The organism is Candidatus Phyllobacterium onerii (assembly GCF_028331445.1).
Classification (GTDB): domain Bacteria; phylum Pseudomonadota; class Alphaproteobacteria; order Rhizobiales; family Rhizobiaceae; genus Phyllobacterium; species Phyllobacterium onerii.
This window is the reverse complement of record NZ_JAQMHX010000002.1, coordinates 453,194-468,755: the sequence shown is the minus strand read 5'-3', so window position 1 is coordinate 468,755 and position 15,562 is coordinate 453,194. Positions and strand designations below refer to the sequence as shown.

At 54.1% G+C, this 15,562-nt stretch carries 16 protein-coding genes and 5 pseudogenes; 10 read left to right on the top strand and 11 right to left on the bottom strand.

The annotated features are described in order from the left end of the window. Positions 1 to 72: 72 nt before the first annotated feature. The gene (locus PHA01_RS07885) at positions 73 to 489 is read right to left on the bottom strand and encodes a GTP pyrophosphokinase (RefSeq protein ID WP_271894368.1); all 417 of its coding nucleotides are present in this window, start codon (positions 487 to 489) and stop codon (positions 73 to 75) included. A gap of 167 nt (positions 490 to 656) precedes the next feature. Here PHA01_RS07885 and PHA01_RS07880 point away from each other — a divergent pair, with 167 nt between their 5' ends. The 5 genes and pseudogenes from PHA01_RS07880 to PHA01_RS07860 all read left to right on the top strand — a co-directional run bounded on the left by PHA01_RS07880 (position 657) and on the right by PHA01_RS07860 (position 2,939). Continuing rightward, positions 657 to 860: a CsbD family protein gene (locus tag PHA01_RS07880; protein WP_271894367.1), complete on the top strand. Its 204-nt coding sequence runs from the start codon at positions 657 to 659 to the stop codon at positions 858 to 860. A 58-nt stretch (positions 861 to 918) separates the two neighbouring features. Next, on the top strand, positions 919 to 1,152 hold the full coding sequence (locus tag PHA01_RS07875) for a hypothetical protein (RefSeq protein WP_271894364.1): 234 nt from the start codon (positions 919 to 921) through the stop codon (positions 1,150 to 1,152). A 439-nt stretch (positions 1,153 to 1,591) separates the two neighbouring features. Further along, positions 1,592 to 1,798: a CsbD family protein gene (locus tag PHA01_RS07870; protein WP_183665578.1), complete on the top strand. Its 207-nt coding sequence runs from the start codon at positions 1,592 to 1,594 to the stop codon at positions 1,796 to 1,798. 598 nt (positions 1,799 to 2,396) lie between these two features. Continuing rightward, positions 2,397 to 2,593, top strand: a pseudogene (locus tag PHA01_RS07865) (peptidase T); the annotation flags it as partial. A 112-nt stretch (positions 2,594 to 2,705) separates the two neighbouring features. Then, positions 2,706 to 2,939: a hypothetical protein gene (locus PHA01_RS07860; RefSeq protein ID WP_271894460.1), complete on the top strand. Its 234-nt coding sequence runs from the start codon at positions 2,706 to 2,708 to the stop codon at positions 2,937 to 2,939. 14 nt (positions 2,940 to 2,953) lie between these two features. On the opposite strand, the gene PHA01_RS07855 is transcribed toward PHA01_RS07860, so the two are convergent. Continuing rightward, on the bottom strand, positions 2,954 to 3,082 hold the full coding sequence (locus PHA01_RS07855) for an ABC transporter (RefSeq protein ID WP_112531282.1): 129 nt from the start codon (positions 3,080 to 3,082) through the stop codon (positions 2,954 to 2,956). Positions 3,083 to 3,273: 191 nt separating this feature from the next. Continuing rightward, complete coding sequence (locus PHA01_RS07850; protein WP_271894363.1) at positions 3,274 to 4,137, bottom strand: reverse transcriptase domain-containing protein; 864 nt, start codon at positions 4,135 to 4,137, stop codon at positions 3,274 to 3,276. Between the two features lie 758 nt (positions 4,138 to 4,895). Between PHA01_RS07850 and PHA01_RS07845 the strand changes: the two genes are divergently transcribed. Both PHA01_RS07845 and PHA01_RS07840 read left to right on the top strand, forming a co-directional pair. Then, positions 4,896 to 5,765, top strand: coding sequence for a LysR family transcriptional regulator (locus tag PHA01_RS07845; RefSeq protein WP_271894362.1), 870 nt, complete (start codon positions 4,896 to 4,898; stop codon positions 5,763 to 5,765). Between the two features lie 191 nt (positions 5,766 to 5,956). Next, a complete protein-coding gene (locus tag PHA01_RS07840; protein ID WP_271894361.1) occupies positions 5,957 to 6,367 on the top strand; it encodes an ester cyclase in 411 nt (136 codons plus the stop codon). Positions 6,368 to 6,405: 38 nt separating this feature from the next. Here the strand turns inward: PHA01_RS07840 and PHA01_RS07835 are convergent. Both PHA01_RS07835 and PHA01_RS29395 read right to left on the bottom strand, forming a co-directional pair. Then, positions 6,406 to 6,519 (bottom strand): annotated as a pseudogene (locus PHA01_RS07835) (oxidoreductase); the annotation flags it as partial. Between the two features lie 14 nt (positions 6,520 to 6,533). Beyond that, positions 6,534 to 6,851 carry an EamA family transporter gene (locus PHA01_RS29395; RefSeq protein WP_417020925.1) on the bottom strand — a complete coding sequence of 106 codons (318 nt, stop codon included), beginning with the start codon at positions 6,849 to 6,851 and terminating at the stop codon, positions 6,534 to 6,536. 431 nt (positions 6,852 to 7,282) lie between these two features. Here PHA01_RS29395 and PHA01_RS07830 point away from each other — a divergent pair. Continuing rightward, positions 7,283 to 7,360: pseudogene (locus tag PHA01_RS07830) on the top strand (arsenical resistance protein ArsH); the annotation flags it as partial. A gap of 184 nt (positions 7,361 to 7,544) precedes the next feature. On the opposite strand, the gene PHA01_RS07825 reads toward PHA01_RS07830, so the two are convergent. The 3 genes and pseudogenes from PHA01_RS07825 to PHA01_RS07815 all read right to left on the bottom strand — a co-directional run bounded on the left by PHA01_RS07825 (position 7,545) and on the right by PHA01_RS07815 (position 10,217). After that, positions 7,545 to 7,808 (bottom strand): hypothetical protein, encoded by a 264-nt coding sequence (locus PHA01_RS07825; protein ID WP_271894359.1) that lies wholly within the window; start codon positions 7,806 to 7,808, stop codon positions 7,545 to 7,547. A 156-nt stretch (positions 7,809 to 7,964) separates the two neighbouring features. Next, positions 7,965 to 8,150, bottom strand: a pseudogene (locus PHA01_RS29390) (DUF4167 domain-containing protein); the annotation flags it as partial. A gap of 642 nt (positions 8,151 to 8,792) precedes the next feature. Further along, entirely contained in the window at positions 8,793 to 10,217 is a 1,425-nt protein-coding gene (locus PHA01_RS07815) for a DUF6880 family protein (RefSeq protein WP_271894357.1), read from the bottom strand. A gap of 271 nt (positions 10,218 to 10,488) precedes the next feature. Between PHA01_RS07815 and PHA01_RS07810 the strand changes: the two genes are divergently transcribed. Further along, positions 10,489 to 10,809, top strand: coding sequence for a hypothetical protein (locus PHA01_RS07810; protein WP_271894356.1), 321 nt, complete (start codon positions 10,489 to 10,491; stop codon positions 10,807 to 10,809). Positions 10,810 to 10,824: 15 nt separating this feature from the next. On the opposite strand, the pseudogene PHA01_RS07805 reads toward PHA01_RS07810, so the two are convergent. Then, positions 10,825 to 11,076, bottom strand: a pseudogene (locus PHA01_RS07805) (transglutaminase family protein); the annotation flags it as partial. 571 nt (positions 11,077 to 11,647) lie between these two features. Here PHA01_RS07805 and PHA01_RS07800 point away from each other — a divergent pair. Next, entirely contained in the window at positions 11,648 to 12,916 is a 1,269-nt protein-coding gene (locus tag PHA01_RS07800; RefSeq protein ID WP_271894355.1) for a DUF763 domain-containing protein, read from the top strand. Positions 12,917 to 13,165: 249 nt separating this feature from the next. Here PHA01_RS07800 and PHA01_RS29385 read toward each other — a convergent pair whose 3' ends face one another. Further along, positions 13,166 to 13,357 carry a DUF4167 domain-containing protein gene (locus tag PHA01_RS29385; protein ID WP_417020924.1) on the bottom strand — a complete coding sequence of 64 codons (192 nt, stop codon included), beginning with the start codon at positions 13,355 to 13,357 and terminating at the stop codon, positions 13,166 to 13,168. A gap of 718 nt (positions 13,358 to 14,075) precedes the next feature. Next, the gene (ligD, locus tag PHA01_RS07790; protein ID WP_271894354.1) at positions 14,076 to 15,131 is read right to left on the bottom strand and encodes a non-homologous end-joining DNA ligase; all 1,056 of its coding nucleotides are present in this window, start codon (positions 15,129 to 15,131) and stop codon (positions 14,076 to 14,078) included. Between the last annotated feature and the right edge of the window lie 431 nt (positions 15,132 to 15,562).

Here is a 15,562-nt window from a genome sequence, read left to right as displayed (position 1 = left end):
CGTACCCCCGTCGCGAGGGCTTTTCATCCATCGAATACGCATATCGCTTCTCCCACGCGAGAATCCATCCATTCACGAAAGTCGCGCCAATGCCTCTTCATACTTGGCCAGCTTCTCCCGTGCTTTGGGATCCTCCAGGTGTGACCTGACCTTCTCGATATTGTCTTTCAGGTCGGCGATTTTAACGCGGCGTCCAAGGCTGTTTTCTCGCGTGCGCAAGACAAAGTCGAAATACTCTTCACCCTGGCGGTGGCTGACTGAATCGATTGCTTCCAGGATGTGGCCGGGAAGTCCTTCCGAACGCAAGTTGTCAAGCGTCCACGGCGTTTTTTCGACGACATCATGCAGGATACCGACGATCCTTTCATCCTCCGCATCCAAGGCGAGCATCACCCGCAAAGGGTGGAAGATATACGGTTCTTCATCGTCGGCGAGGTAACCAGCATGGGCGCTGGCAGCGATTGAGATAGCCTGCTCCATAGAGGTCATGGGGTTTCTCCCAGGGCTTGGTGATGACTCTCTTTAATCCTCCGGAGAAGAAGGCGTTCCATCGGCCAAGGATTTTCTTTCGCTGGCTTGTGCACGGCGTTGCTGCCATGCCTTTGGAACACGCAACTGGCTGGCGCGTTTCAGTTCAGCCAACAAGGAGATCTGTCATGGACTGGAATCGCGTGGAAGGCAATTGGATGCAGGTCAAGGGCAAGATCAAGGAACAGTGGGGCCGGTTGGCCGACGATGACCTTGACGTCATCGCCGGAAAGCGTGACCAGCTGGAAGGCAAAATCCAGGAGCGGTACGGCAAGGCAAAGGACGAGGCCAGGCGCGAGGTCGACGATTGGTACAACCGCCAGACTTGGTAGCGGTTAAACGTGACACGCGCTCCGGCGCTATGGGTTGCCTGCCGATGAGGATAATGGGATGAAACAAATTTATTTTGTAGCGGTTTTTGAGCAAGGTGAAGCCGGAGAGTTGTTTCGACCTGAGGAACCACAACGGTTCGACACAGAAGAACAGGCGCGGAAAGCGGCCGGTGATTTGGCGTCAAACCATGCAGGGGTCATTGCCTGGAGCCAGGAAGCAAAGCAAGGCGAAGAGGAATATGGTCCTCCTATCGTTTTCTATACGGCCGGAGAGGTTATCGATATGAAATGACGGGTTTCGGCCTTTCTAAGCTCGCTCCCTGAAGAGAGCGGTTGCATTCCAAAAGACGTACACCGGGTATTTCGTTTTCCAGGTGAGCACTCCCGCATACCTTAATCTGAAAAAGTCTGGTCCGGGACGGTTCGAACCGGCCAAAGGCCTTCAAAACGCACCGGCCTTTGAGACTTGCCAAAGTTTACGGAAGGAGTCGCTGACCCGAACAAGGCGAACGAAGCCAAGACAGATGCGGTCCCCGCCGAAACAACGCCTCCGATGCAGGACAACAAAATGGCACCGGCGACTCCGGCTCCCGCGAACTAAGGAAACTGGCGAACAAAAGGCTCATCGTCTCAGCGATGAGCCTTTTGCCGGAGGTCTCCAGCATTGTTGTTGGCGGAACTTTTTCTTCCAAACAAGCGTTGGAATAACATCAGCAAAAAGGAGATACGCCATGGACTGGAACCGCGTCGAAGGCAATTGGAAGCAGGCTAAAGGCAAGGTGAAAGAGCAGTGGGGAAAACTTACCGACGATGACCTTGACGTAATTGCGGGTAAACGCGATCAACTTGAAGGCAAGATCCAGGAACGTTACGGCAAAGCTAAAGATGAGGCCAAGAAGGACGTAGACGATTGGTACAACAGCCAAACCTGGCAGTAGTCAGCGATTGAATGCAATGCCCCACTATCTTCTGGATAGTGGGGCATTTGTTCGTAACTAACTTCCCACATCGAATTCAACGAAAGCGCTGATATGTACGGATTGCAAGGACAACCTTCGTCAAGTCCCTGAAAGAAATCGCAGAGCGAAACGATGTCAGCCTGTCGGCGGTCGAACACTTGCAGCAGGCGATGACGTCCGGCCACGGCACCTTGGCTCAGTTTAATCATCCGGAACTCGGCGGCATATGTTCAACGACAGGTTGAAGTCAAAAGTCGGTGCCACCTGCGCCGAAGTTGCTGAACTGGTAGCTTTAGAGAAAGGTGACTGGCACGCGCCATTGGCAAGGCGGGCGCAGGCCCGGGATCAAGGTGCCAATTCATCGAATCAACGAGCGGGCTATCAGGTGGCCTGAAGGACTGGACCAACCGTCGTCAACTGGTTGCCAGAACACTCTCCGCTATGCCTTCTTTCCCGAAAGTCGCAGGCTTGCGATCGCGGATGGCTCCAGCGTAACGCTTTACGACACCAAGGGCGGTGTATCGCAACAGCAGAGTTCCGGTCAATCATTGAGCTTCACCTCACAGCACGGCCCGCTGTGCGCGGCAGTATCCGAGGTGGTGCCGAGGGTTCGCGATTGTCGTTTATGGGCTTGCCGTGCGCCAACATCTTCGCTGGCGGTCACGCTTTTCAATCGCCGCTCGAATGGATCAGTCGACAAGACATGGAAAAAAGCGTCATGACGCTCGTCGAACTGGCAAAATCTGGGAAGAGCGCGCCAAAATAATGATGTAGTGCCACTCCCATGACACTGGTTCCCTTGCTGCATCCACCTGTTCGACAGCGCGCCTTCGCTTAATTTGTGCTATTGTTTGCAAGGGAAAATTCCCAAACAAGGGGGACGGTCATGGACCGTAAACTTGTTACCATTCTTGCCGCAGATGTCGTTGGTTACTCCAAGTTGATGGAGCACGAACAGGGTACCTCCGAGGACGCAAGGAAGTGTTCGAACCCGAAATCACCCGACATCATGGCCGCATCTTCAAGCTTATGGGCGATATTTACGGCGGGAACGCACGTCGTGTACAAGGCCGGTGTCTTGCGATCGATGCTATGGGAAGGTGGACTCACCTTCCCATAGCACAGAAGCAGCCTTTATTTATACACTGGCGCTGCGGTCGGTTCTGCCATTGGCGGAGGAGCTTTTCCTTTGCCGATTGATCCGCAGGCACTTAAACTCATCACTGTTAGTACGGCAACGACGGTGATCAGAACTTTGTTCATTCGAAGATCCTTTTCATCAAGTTGAAGTAGGCCAACCACTCTAGGCTAATATGGAAAGCGTTAAGAACTGGTCGTTGGATCGAGAAGTAAGGGCATTTGTAGCAACGGTTCTTTTTTTAACGCAGATTCCGATTCACTTGGCCTTCAATTGTCTAGAGGCATAAGTGGATAGGTGACGCATCTATCGTCGTTCAGGCCATCGCGAGGAAGCGTGCGAGCTCACTTGGCGAAACGGCGTTAATATATTTCTCAATTGCGCCTTTACCACCGTTTGTTGCCACATTGTGGTCATCCAAGAAGCGATCCATTCTCTCGTCAAGCACAGTAAGTGAGGAAGACTCAACATGGCAATTGAACGAGTCGATCCCTTGCACTGCGATCGCGCGTTTTTCCTGGGAGAGGGGGAAGCCCGAATGGAGCGCAGCCTCCAGTACTCGCTGAGATGCCGTTTCCAGCGCGACTGCGGACGGCCCTGAAACCAAGATATCGTCCATATAAACCGAAACCAGCAAACCCTCGTTGTAAAGTTGTTTTAGGACACTTCCGAGGAGTGATTGCTCGAGTGAAAACGTTGCAAGGAGAGGGGATTGGCGAAAGCCATACAGCAAAACCTTTCGGCTACTCTCGACCACAACAGACTCCACAGCGATATCGAACGAACGATTAGATGAAAACCCAACCGCCTTTAACGATCGCGAAACTCGAGTTCGGGTGACTTGTCCGAAAAAGTTCTGAATATCGAAGCGTGAAAAGAATGCACTATTCTGATGCAGACGCAGAGCAGCAATGTGACCACCCTGACGTTCGAGATGATAAAAAATTCGGTGAGGCTTATATCTTTTTAGGACTGATCGAATGATGGCCTTGGCGCGAACACGCGCGTCCTTTCGCTGGATGTAAACAAAGCGATCGGGCCTAAGCTCATATCTATACTCATAATTGTGTGACGCCATGAGTAGAAGAATGCCTCGCCCACAAATTCGAAAACTTCCCGGATGATCTTGATGATCAAATAGGCCGTCTTCGCAAACGCGATGATCATAACTCCACCGCAAGATGTATTATTTTCCTGCTTCGCTAACGATGTCGATTTTATGTATTGGAACAATCAGGGGTCGATCAGTCTTCGGGTGTTCGAAAAGTAAGCTGACAATCGGCTGCAAAGCGTTGAATTCTACACAGCAGCTGGTCCATAGGTTGAGGTGTCCCGTGACGCGTTGCCTCCGGAACAGGCCAATCATTCTTTCGAATCTCGAGCCGAACGCGGCGTAGCAGTGACTATGATGACGTGCTCTCCTGTTTCGCGTCCACGATACAAGGCATCAATCGCCGTCTGTATCTCCACCACGTTCTTCAACGGACCCGGTTTGCCCCGTTTTGGGCGATCTGCAGGATTTCCTGTCGACGGGACGAAATGAGTTCCTTTATCGCCGCATCGATTTCGTGGACGTGTTGTGCTGCCAAGATCGGCCTCCGGGACTTGTCGGTGTGGTATGCGCATTGGGGATACACCGCGGGATTGACGAATGCCACCAGAGCGGCATACCAAATCGCTGCGGACGATCCGAAGTGCATCCTCCCTGGTGATGCCGGCGTCGACCAGCAATCGATCGTTTGGCTTGCTCAAGATTTCCACCAGCAACCGCCGTTCATGTCGGGCGACCCGCCACACTCTGAAGAATTGTATCACGCGATGTCGGACGTTGTGCATTTGGCGCTCCTGGACAGAGACACAGGATTCGCCACAGCTTGACATTTAACAAACGAATAGAAATCATGGCTGCCATCTGGAATTTTTATCGAAAGCATCGTTGTGAATCTGCCATTGGACAGTGAACTGCTGCGTACGTTTGTGGCCGTGGCTGCGGCCGGGAATGTCACCCGCGCTGCAGAACAAGTCGGCAGAACACAATCGGCGGTCAGCATTCAGATCAAGAAGCTCGAAGAGACCTTGGGTGAGAGCCTTTTCGCGCGAGGTTCACGCGGCGTGGCGTTGACGCCACAAGGAAAGCTCCTGCTCGTCAGCGCCAACAGGATCATCGGCTTGCTGGACGAGACCGCCGCCGCGATCCGGGCGAAGCCGCTCGGCGGTCCCGTGCGGATCGGAATTCCGGAAGAGTATGGCTATACTGTACTGCCGCGCGCGTTGGCAGCCTTCGCCAGCCAGCATCCGCATGTCGAAGTGACTGTGAAATGTGGGTATTCGGCCGCACAGTTGGCGGCCATCGACGCCGACGAACTTGATCTCGCAGTGATTTTCGCTCAGGACCAGCCGACGACCGGGGAGGTGCTTTTTGTTGATCCCACGGTATGGGTGACCTCGGAGGTCCATTGCGTTCATGAAAATGATGTCGTCCCGGTTGCGATCTATGAGCGTTCCAGCTGGTGCAAGAAATTCGCTGTCGGATCCTTGGACAAAGCCAAAATCAACTATCGCGTGGCCTATAGTTGCGACACGAGCGGCGGACTCAAGATTGCAGCCGTATCGGGGCTGGCGATTGCTCCGCTTGCTAGCAGCAATATCCCGGCAGGTTGCCGCGCCCTGACGGAAGCAGACGGCTTCCCCCAGATTGATTGCTCGAATGTGGTTCTCAGACGCAATCCTCGCAAAAGCGCCGCTATTGATGGTATGGCCACCATGATCAGGGACGCGTTTCGACCCATCAGCGTAGCGCTGTCGTGACTGCGAAAGGGACCGAGTGTGATCGTCCAGGTTTTCGCTTTTAAAGTCCATACTGGCGATGCATGACCGATACCTGCGGGGCGGACGCCGTGCACTGGCCGAGTCAATCTGAACCCATGCGCAGGAAAACTTCTCTGAACCCAACAACTACGGCAGCATTCATTGTCATAGAATGAGAAAGGATCATTCCCATGCCGGCAGGGAAACTATTGAACGTCTATGAGAACTACATTGAGTGCCTGAACCGCCAGGATTGGCCGCAACTCGGAGTCTATGTCAGCGACGATGTTCATTATAACGGCACGCGGATCGGGCTATCGGGCTACCGTGAAATGCTGGAAAGGGACTTTCATGAGATTCCAGACCTTCACTTTACCATCGCGCTGCTGATCGCGGAGCCTCCGAGGATGGCCAGTCGGTTGGATTTTCATTGTACGCCGAAAGGGGCCTTTCTTGGTCTCCCTGTGAACCGAAAGAAGGTGCGCTTTGCCGAGAACGTCTTCTACGATTTTGGGAGTGGGAAAATAGACCACGTATGGTCAGTGATCGACAAGCTCGCGGTCGAGGAACAGCTGTCGAAATCTCATGTCCCGCGGGTCTGAGATGTCACAGTGAAGTCCCGTTTGAGCGCGCACATGGTTCAATATTCCTGGCTGGTTGGCCGGAACAGGATTTCGTTGATGTTGGCATCTTCGCGTTGGCTCATGGCGAACACCATAGCTCTTGCGAATAAGTCCGCAGAAATGGCGACGCGATCCTACAAAAGTCTCAAGGCATTGAAACAGTTAAAGCCGGCCCTTTCGCCGTAAGCCTGACGAGTTCAAACACGGACAACAGGATCGTTGCCGCACCCAGCCATTGAGTGGGAGTAAGTGTTTCGCCCAGGAAAAGATAGGCAAGTCCAACGCCGAAGACGGGTATCAGGTTGAAGTAGCTCCCGGCGACTGCTGCCGGAACCGAACGCAATGCGGTGATGTAGAGTAGTATGCTGCCGCATAATACAGCAGACCCGACAAGGCCGAGGCAGCAATCAGCCCAAACGGCATGGTCACAAGTTCGTTCGGAGCACGTATTCTGTAGTTGCAAAGAGGAGAGCTACCGCCCAGCCAGGTCCGGCCGTCTGTTGCAAGGCGACAATCACCAAGGATCTGTTGCCTCGCTGACTTTCCGCGAAAAGACGGTGTAGAACGCACAGCATAATACCGCTGATAACAGCAAAAAAATCCCTAAAACATCGTTGCCCGAGCTCCCGAAGCCAGTGCCGACCTTAGTTACGAGGGCAACGCCAATCGCGCCGATCAGCATGACGATCAGCAGCCGTGGAGTGACGGGCTCCCGAAGAACGACCGCCGCAAGGCCAAGGATCATCACGGGGTCAGCAGCCCAAAGCAGTGCCGCGACGCTTGCCGGGTCCGGGCGAGCCCTATCAGATTCAATGTGCAGGAAATTCCCGGAATGAGCAGGCCCAACAGCAGGATTGGCAAAAGAGCCGAATTCACTGGTCGTGGCTTGCCGTGTCGGGCTACCTCACCGACCGATACAGCGAGCGGAAAGAGAATGCAGCTGCACTGGACCAACGGGTCAGTCTGACGTCAGCAGGTCAGAGATTTTGCTATCATACTTGCGCGTGGTTTCAGAACGATGGATTCTCAAACCAGACCAGTTTTTTCACACGGTAGCTTTGCCAGTTTCCCCCAATCCGCATTGCTGGCATCGTTGTGAGTAAAGACAGCGGCGAAGAGGACCTTCGACAGTGTGAATCGATAAGCACGGCTACGCCTAACGACTTGTCTGCAACTTTTCCGATGGATCATTCGCGGCCTCTCTGGCCAGGCGTAGCGCGCGCAGGCGTTCGGTCTTGGCCTCAGTGGCGCGTCCGTTGGCCGCGTATTCCTCAACAGCTTTTGCCGCCTCGCGTGCACGTTGTTCCTGCATGACACGCAAGGATGGCCGCGGGGCTGCAGTGACATGATCATCATTGTAGGGCAGCGTCTCGTCGATACGCTTTTGGTTTTTGGCCCATTTCACAGGTACAATATTCATGGAATCTGCTCCTTTTGTTGATGAGGTTTCAGCCGTGTCTACGACACTGCAAACTAGGAATTCTTCACATATCCGTCAGTCAAACAGCATTGGTGGCCAGGTGCTCCTTGATTTGGAACTTCCGGGCCCGGCGTTTAAGTCCTGACAATGCTGTTTGATCGACCGGAAATAGTGCTCGGCGTGTTGATAGTAGTTCTCTGCTTCTATTTTGTTTCCTGCTCGCTCTTCGTCGCGAGCGCGGGCAAGATATTGCTCATAGCTGCGTTGAGCCTTCTGATTGAGGGAAGGATGCAGCGGAACAATGCTTGGCCTTTTCGTTGATTCAGTTTGGTATGTATTCATTCAGACTTGAGCCGCTTGGCGGCTTACTCCTTTGAAACGTAGCGACCTTGACGCCGCAAGGGTTGAAATTCGGATCGTCAATCGATTTGTTCGGCTACGATCTGGCGCATTTCCTCGCGTGTAAATCCTGACGCTAGCCGTTGGTGCGCGCTCGCGGTTTTCCGAGACAATATGTTCAGCGCTTTGGGTTCGATTTGCCGCGGACCGACCGCGGTTGGTTTCATTTCGATATTGTTTTGCATTAAAATCCATTCACTGCGCGGCATTGCCCGCGGCCCGTCATTTTGAAAATACGTCGAATGCAAGCAAGGAGAGGCATGCTGCGTAAATGTCAGCATTCAAACTTTGAGTGGTGCGGTAAAGATTCTGCGCTCAATCGGAGCCTTGCAGAAATGGCCGGACTAATCTTGTCGACCAACCTTATATGGGTGAGAGAGAGCTATATTTCAAGGGCTCGGGCGCTTCGCTTTTGCTCGGTTCTCTGGACGAATGTGGCGGCCAGCTAGATTGCTGTAAGGACGATTCCTATACGCTCGGACAAAAGTAGCTCCTGTTCGGGGAGGGATTGGGGAGCTTGCCTTTAGGAGGAGACCTTCCGCGGGGACACGATTGCGCCCCCTTACATCAACTTGGTGTGGATTGTTAAACTGCAATCTTCCAAAATCTCGTCTTGCTCCCATGCCGGGATCTCAGGCCCGCGAGGTAGTCTTCATGAGAATTAATTGGGTTTCGATCCTTGATCGCCGCTGAAAGCCGCTTGGCTAAAGCTAAATGACGGGCGGCGTGCTTATATCGGGCAGTCCGTGCGCGGTCGAGCGCGAAGTCGATCATTGCACGTAGCGTGATGACTGATGCCAAGGGATGTTTATGCCGCAGCACCTCGGCTGCGGATGTCAGGAATTCATAACGGTCACCATCAAGTTCTGCCGCTCTCGAAATTGCAAGCCTCGCCGCGTGATCCAGCGCTGGCCACGACAACAGGAATGCCAAGGCGCGGTGGACATCCGGATAGTGATCAACGTATGCAAGCGCCTTCTCTTCCGCCTCCATGTCGTCGAAATCCGGCAGGCGTCTCAGAAATGCGCGCAGATGATTGGCATTAAGCGTTCGTTCAAAATTCTGCCGCCGAAACTCCTGAGCCTCCTCTTTGCGTCCCAGAGCTTCCAGTACTTCGGTGTACGCGGCTTCCCATTCGAAAGGGACGGGGTGGCTGTCTGTGAGATCGGCCATGTTAATGGCGTCGAACGCCTCGGCCGTTCGCCCGGCAGCCATCAACCTGCGCGCAATTTCTGCGGCGACCGTCGGTTCTGATCTCGCTTCCTTATTCTGCTGTGCGATGAATGCGTCGACGTCTCCTTGAGCATCGGCGATCTGTTCCAGAGCCGTACGTATGGTGCGATCGCGTTTTCGGAGATTGAGGATGTCCTCATAGGATACTCTGGCACCGCTTCGGCCGTCAGTTCCTGGCAGAATGTCCTCGACGTGTTTTGACCATTCCACAAATAGCATCTTCAAATGGTCAAGACCCTTCAAGCCGAGGGCGGGCGCTAGCACTTTTATCAGCGTATCGTACTGGCCATAATCGTTCTGCTGCAAGGCACAGAAGGCGTCGTCCGCCAGGCGACGCGGGTTCTGTTCCGCTGCCTTTGCGATCACGCCCAGATCCGCCAAAGCGTGACGGAAAATGGCCGTGATCGTCCCATTGCTGTCGGCGCAACGACCAAAGACCGAGTGGGCCACCCCCATAAAGCGCCACATCACTTCCAGCGCTTCATCCACGTCGCTTCCGGCAATTGTTTCGGCAATGACACGACGCTGGGTGTCGAGATCGCTTTTGAGCGCTTTGACCCGCCGCCAGCCAATCTTCGATTTTGACCGGCTAATGGATGACAGACGCTTGGCCACTTCCCGGGCGACCTCTTCGCCGCTCTGCATTCCCGCAAGTTCTATCCGCAAACGTCGTTTGTTGGCTGCGCTTCCCGTACTGATATCGATCAGCAACGCGGCCAGCCTTTCAGCGCCGAGCGCCTCAAGATTTTTTGCGTTCAATGTCGTCTTTGATGCCACTTGTTGTTCCTGCGTTCCTCGTCGTCGAGACCTTAAAGGCGTTGATGGGCCGGGCCAACGATCCTCGGAAAATCGTCTAAATCAGAGTACCATCACCGCGGGGGGAGCGCCGCAATCTACGCAACTACGACGATGAATTCGAGGTTCCCGTCAAGCAATGCCGCCATAGACAACCTCACCAACCCACAGCGCGCGGGACATACGGTCATAGGCGGTGCCTTCTGGTCGATACGTTCGACATTCTCGTGGGGCTCCCTTTGGAGTAGTTGCTGTGAAAAGTTTTGGCATCTCGGATGCTGTTTATAAGAAAAATGAGACGGCGATAAGGATTTTGACACGGCTGTTGCCTTGCATGCTTCAGCTGCTTGGCAACGCAGATGTAGCGGGATGGTCATTTAAGATCCTTAGGATTGTTTGGGATAATGGCGGCATCAAGCTAGTACTGCCGGCGGTTGTCCTTCCCGTCAGCTTCGGAAAGCATCCGGCAATGATGATGAAGCGCATTGTCGCGAAAAAGGTAATTGTGGCGAACGAACCAGATTGGACTGGAGGTTTGGGATGGCCCGATCTGATTCCATCGTTCGTGCGATAATTGGGGCGGGCTCGGTCAAGTCGGATTGGCCGTCGTTACTTCCTCTGTAATCACCTCGATGCGAGTTAGTAACGAGGCACCAAAGCTGGTCGATATCGCCACGTCGGTCACACGCCCGGTGGCCATGAGTATGCGCCCCATACGCGGCGTGTTGTGGCAGGCGTCGACGGTGTGCCAGCGACCGCCAAGATAGACTTCGAACCATGCGCTGAAGTCCATGGGATCCGGATTGAATTGGACGCCGATGTCGCCAAGATAGCCCGTGCAATTAGCAAGACTGTCACAACAGGTAGAGACAGCCGAAACGGCCGAAACCCTTGAATCGTGCGATACAATTGATCTAGCGACGGGAGTGCCGAACGCGAAGCTTGCGCCGCCGATATAGATAGCGAGAGATACGGTATGGGGTAGGCTGCGACAGGCCTGAAAAAGACTCGGCCGTGCCGATATGGGGACAAATCCGTCTAGCCCTGTCTGACATGATGTCGGTGCCAGATAGAGATATCTATCCCGAGCGACCGGGAGTGGGCAAGCCCAATGGCCCGACCTGCCTAAAAACGCAATACAAAAGGCAGATCGGGTTGCTGACATTTGGGGCTCAGCGAGCAAAGGATGCTCTTATGTGGTTAAGATTAAGTGAGGCACGACGCGGGGGCTTAGGGCATGATGTACCAGACCTCGTACCGAAGAGGTCGCCGTTCTCCAACGATCCTTCGGGCCAGGATAGCGAAAGGTATGTTTGGATCGAAAGCCCTTGTTCTAATGTGCATATAAGGCTTAAGTTTTGGTCCAACCGTCGAAAAATGAGCTCCAACCTCAAAAGCGCAAGGAACAATCATTGACCAAACGAGCTGGCAGCGCTGATCTTCCACTTCATCACGGACGGGTTCCGAAATGGCTCGGAGATCGTATGACCAAACTCGGTGCGATCATGTGCGAGGCGATAATTCAACACTACGGCCGCGACGAGCTTCTGCGCCGGCTATCCCATCCATTCTGGTTTCAATCATTCGGTGCTGTGATGGGAATGGATTGGCACTCTTCAGGCATCACCACCAGCGTCATTGGAGCATTGAAACGCGGGCTAACGCCCATGTCACGGGAACTGGGCATTCACGTATGTGGCGGCCGGGGCGCTCACTCCAGGAAAACCCCTGCAGAATTGGCAGCAATAGCAGAGCGTGTGGGCTTCGATGGCGCAGCACTTGGGCAAGCCAGCAGGCTCGTTGCCAAGGTAGACAATGCCGCAGTTCAGGATGGCTTCGACCTTTATCTGCACGGGTTCATCGTAGGCGATGATGGCAAGTGGGTTGTAATCCAGCAAGGAATGAATGGCGACAGCCGTCAGGCGCGTCGCTATCATTGGCTATCCGAGGGACTGAGCAGTTTCGTCGATTCTCCCCATGCAGCGATTGAAGGCCATGGACAAGGAGAGATTATAAATCTTGCGGACCGTCGCGCTGCGGCGTCCCGCAACCGTCAGGTCGACCTCCTCAAGACGATTGACCCAGCGGGAATTGTCCACGAACTTGTGACGCTCGAACCAAATCCAACTGTGAATGCTCAAATTGAGCAGACTGATCAGCTTATGCTGCCGCATCTGATTATGCCCGCACACCACGATGTGCGCGAAAGCGATATCGTGATGCGACGTTTGCACGGAAATCTGGCTGCGGCGGCGGATGCCGCTCCGGCCGATTTTGAAGCGCTGCTCCTGGTTCCGGGCGTCGGCGCGAGAACAGTCAAGGCGCTTGCAATGGTGGCAGAGGTCATCCACGGTGCTCCTTGTCGTTTTTCCGATCCCGCGCGCTTTTCTCTCGCCCATGGCGGCAAGGACCGCCAGCCGTTTCCGGTCCCCTTGAAGGTCTACGATGAGACAATCAGGGTTTTGAAGTCGGCGGTTCAAAAGGGAAAGCTTGGCCGGCAGGAAGAGCTGAACGCCCTTGAACGGCTGGATAATCAATCTCGGCAACTGGAGCGATATGTAACCGGACCGGATTTGAAGGAGATAGTGGCCGGCGAATTTAAACAGTCTGCCGAGTGGGGTGGCCGAAGTGTTTTTGGATCGGAAGCGGCGGAAGCTTCCTCAAGCAAGTCCGAAAATTAAAACTTGAAACGCTGGAAGACGAGCGTGTCAGTGGACACCGTGCGTGGTCATGATTCGCAATTTTCTCACTGTTTGACGACAAGCAGACGTCGGCGCGAAAAGCATGGTGACCCTGTGGAACATTGCATTGGCGGCAGTGTTCTGCACCCGAATGGTTTCAGGAGCCGCCTCAATGACGCAAACATCGATCGGACATGCTAATTCCAATCGCGATTTCGTCGTCGAGCCAAGCATTAAGTCCTGACAGACCTATTTGATCGACCGGAAATAGTGCTCGGCGTGTTGATAGTAGTTCTCTGCTTCTACTCTGTTTCCGGCACGCTCTTCGTCGCGAGCGCGGGAAAGATATTGCTCGTAGCTGTGTTGAGCCTTCCGATTGAGGGACGGATGCAGCGGGGTTTTGCCTGGCCTCTTCGTTGATCCAGTTTGGGTTGTATTCATTTGGTCTTGAGCCGCTTGGCGGCTTACTCCTTCGGAACGTAGCGAAACGCCGGGTTCGGAAGTTCCAAATCAAGCACTACGCCACGAATGCTGTTTGCCTGACGGATCGGGAAGAATCCCTGGTCCGCCATATATCGACGCGCCCGAAACCTCATCAACAAAGGATGGTTCGGCACTCACGTTCTCGCGCCTCATCGAAGAAGCGGTTTGTCAGCCACGCCGCAGGTTCCACTGTCGATACCCGTTCTCCCCGAGGTGGCTTGAGCCAGCCATCCAGCTCGCAAAACCTGTCTAGCGAATAGACCCTTTTTGTCGTCCTGCCGTTTGATCATAACGTGCCAACGCGATTCGAATCAGGTGAGGCCGGCGTCGTGCGACCCTAACGACGCCAGACCTCGGCCGAAGAGTTCGGCGCTCTCCGACAGATGACGAACTACGTTGGCGAAGTTTTGTTCCTCTTTGCAGTCTTGGTGAGGCTTGACCTTCGTTGGTCATCCCTGTGCGAACAAGCCGATGTCCTGACCTGCCGGATACAAGATACGAAAGCAGGCGGGGTGCCAACATAGTGCACTATAAAAAGCGGGAGCCTGTGTGGTTAACAAAAAGTGAGGCTCGCCGCGGAGTTTCCCGAAGGGTGGGTGAAATGACGACGAGCCTCTGTTGCCAGGTGCGTTGTGATGTCTGCCGGACAACGCTGCTCCAACTCTCATCAAAGTCATTAGTTCCGGTCAATCGCGTATATTTCAGCGTTATCAGCAACTTCCCTTAACCCCTTAAAGGATGTGTGACGCAGTTTTTTATCATGCGTCCATCCGCCGAATACGACTTCAGCTACGAGAGTTGGTTCTGTAAACACCAGTGTCTTACCCTTGACCGGTGCGGCTGGCTTGTCGACGCGCAAAGTATCGAGCTTCTGTTTCAGGTCGCGAGCCAGTTTGGACGAAAAGCCTGTACCGACATTGCCGACATAAACCAGTCCATCGTCGTTGTGCGCCGCAAGCAGGAGACTTGCGATTGACCCGCGCACCTTGACGGACGGTTCATAGCCAATGACCGCGAAGCTTTCGCTGTTGCTGCATTTGATTTTGAGCCAGTCGCCGGACCTCCCGGAGCGATAGGTACTGTTTCGATCCTTCGCGATGATCCCTTCAAGGCCGTGCATACAGGCGTTCCGCAGAAGGAGTGCTCCGTCGGTATGGAATTCTTCCGAGAGCCGGATCGCACCTGTGGCATCCGCAAGCAGGGTCGCGAGCATCTGCCGCCGCGATGACAGCTCGATGCCGGTGAGGTCGTGACCGTCGAAGTAGAGCAAATCGAATGCGTAAAGGACTGCGTTCTCTGCCGCGCGTGTCGCCCGTCGGCCGCCGAGATCCTGTTGCAGCAGTCCAAAGTTGGGCAGGCCCTTTTCGTCAAGCACAACCGCCTCGCCATCGAGGATCATGGTTGCAGGGCCTAAGTCCATTACAGCGGCTGCAATGGTCGGGAAATACGATGTCCAGTCGTGGCCACCACGCGTGATAATCCGGGCTCCGCGAGGTTCAACGTGGATCGCGAGACGATAGCCATCCCATTTGACTTCGTAGGCCCAATTGTCACCGCTTGGCGGCTTCTTTACCAGCAGGGCGAGGGCAGGCTCAATACGCGCGGGCATGGGATCAAACGCGAGCTGGGGCTGGCGCTTGTCGCGCGGTTTTATCGGCTGGCTTTTAAGAGGTGCATCGAGGTCGGTGAGAAGTCCGATTGTCTGAAGTTTGCGTGTCGAGCTTTTTGCCATCTATCTATTCAGCCAGAATTGCAGTCACCGGTAACTCAGCAGCTATTAAAATGGTTCCAACAGCCAAATCTATCTGAGCTCCTTCACCAAAAATAACCGGCATAGCTCGCCGCCAAGAAGAGGATCAAAACTGACAAGATGCCACCAATGCAGAATGACAGGACACTTGGACGGCCATCTGGATCATCATCGAACTCTATTCGCATTGGATCATTCCCTGCGTATGATTTGGCCTTCATGCAATTCGAAGACGCCGTTGCCGCCGCCTTGGGAATGGAAATCTATTTCCAGCTCCCGCCATCTGCCAAGCACCCTGTCACATGAACTGCATTGAATCAGGGTGTGATCCTGCACGTCATCCGGGATCCGAAGGTAGATCGTTCCACATTTCGGACATTCTAGTTTGTGATCGAGGCGTTTATTCATCTGAT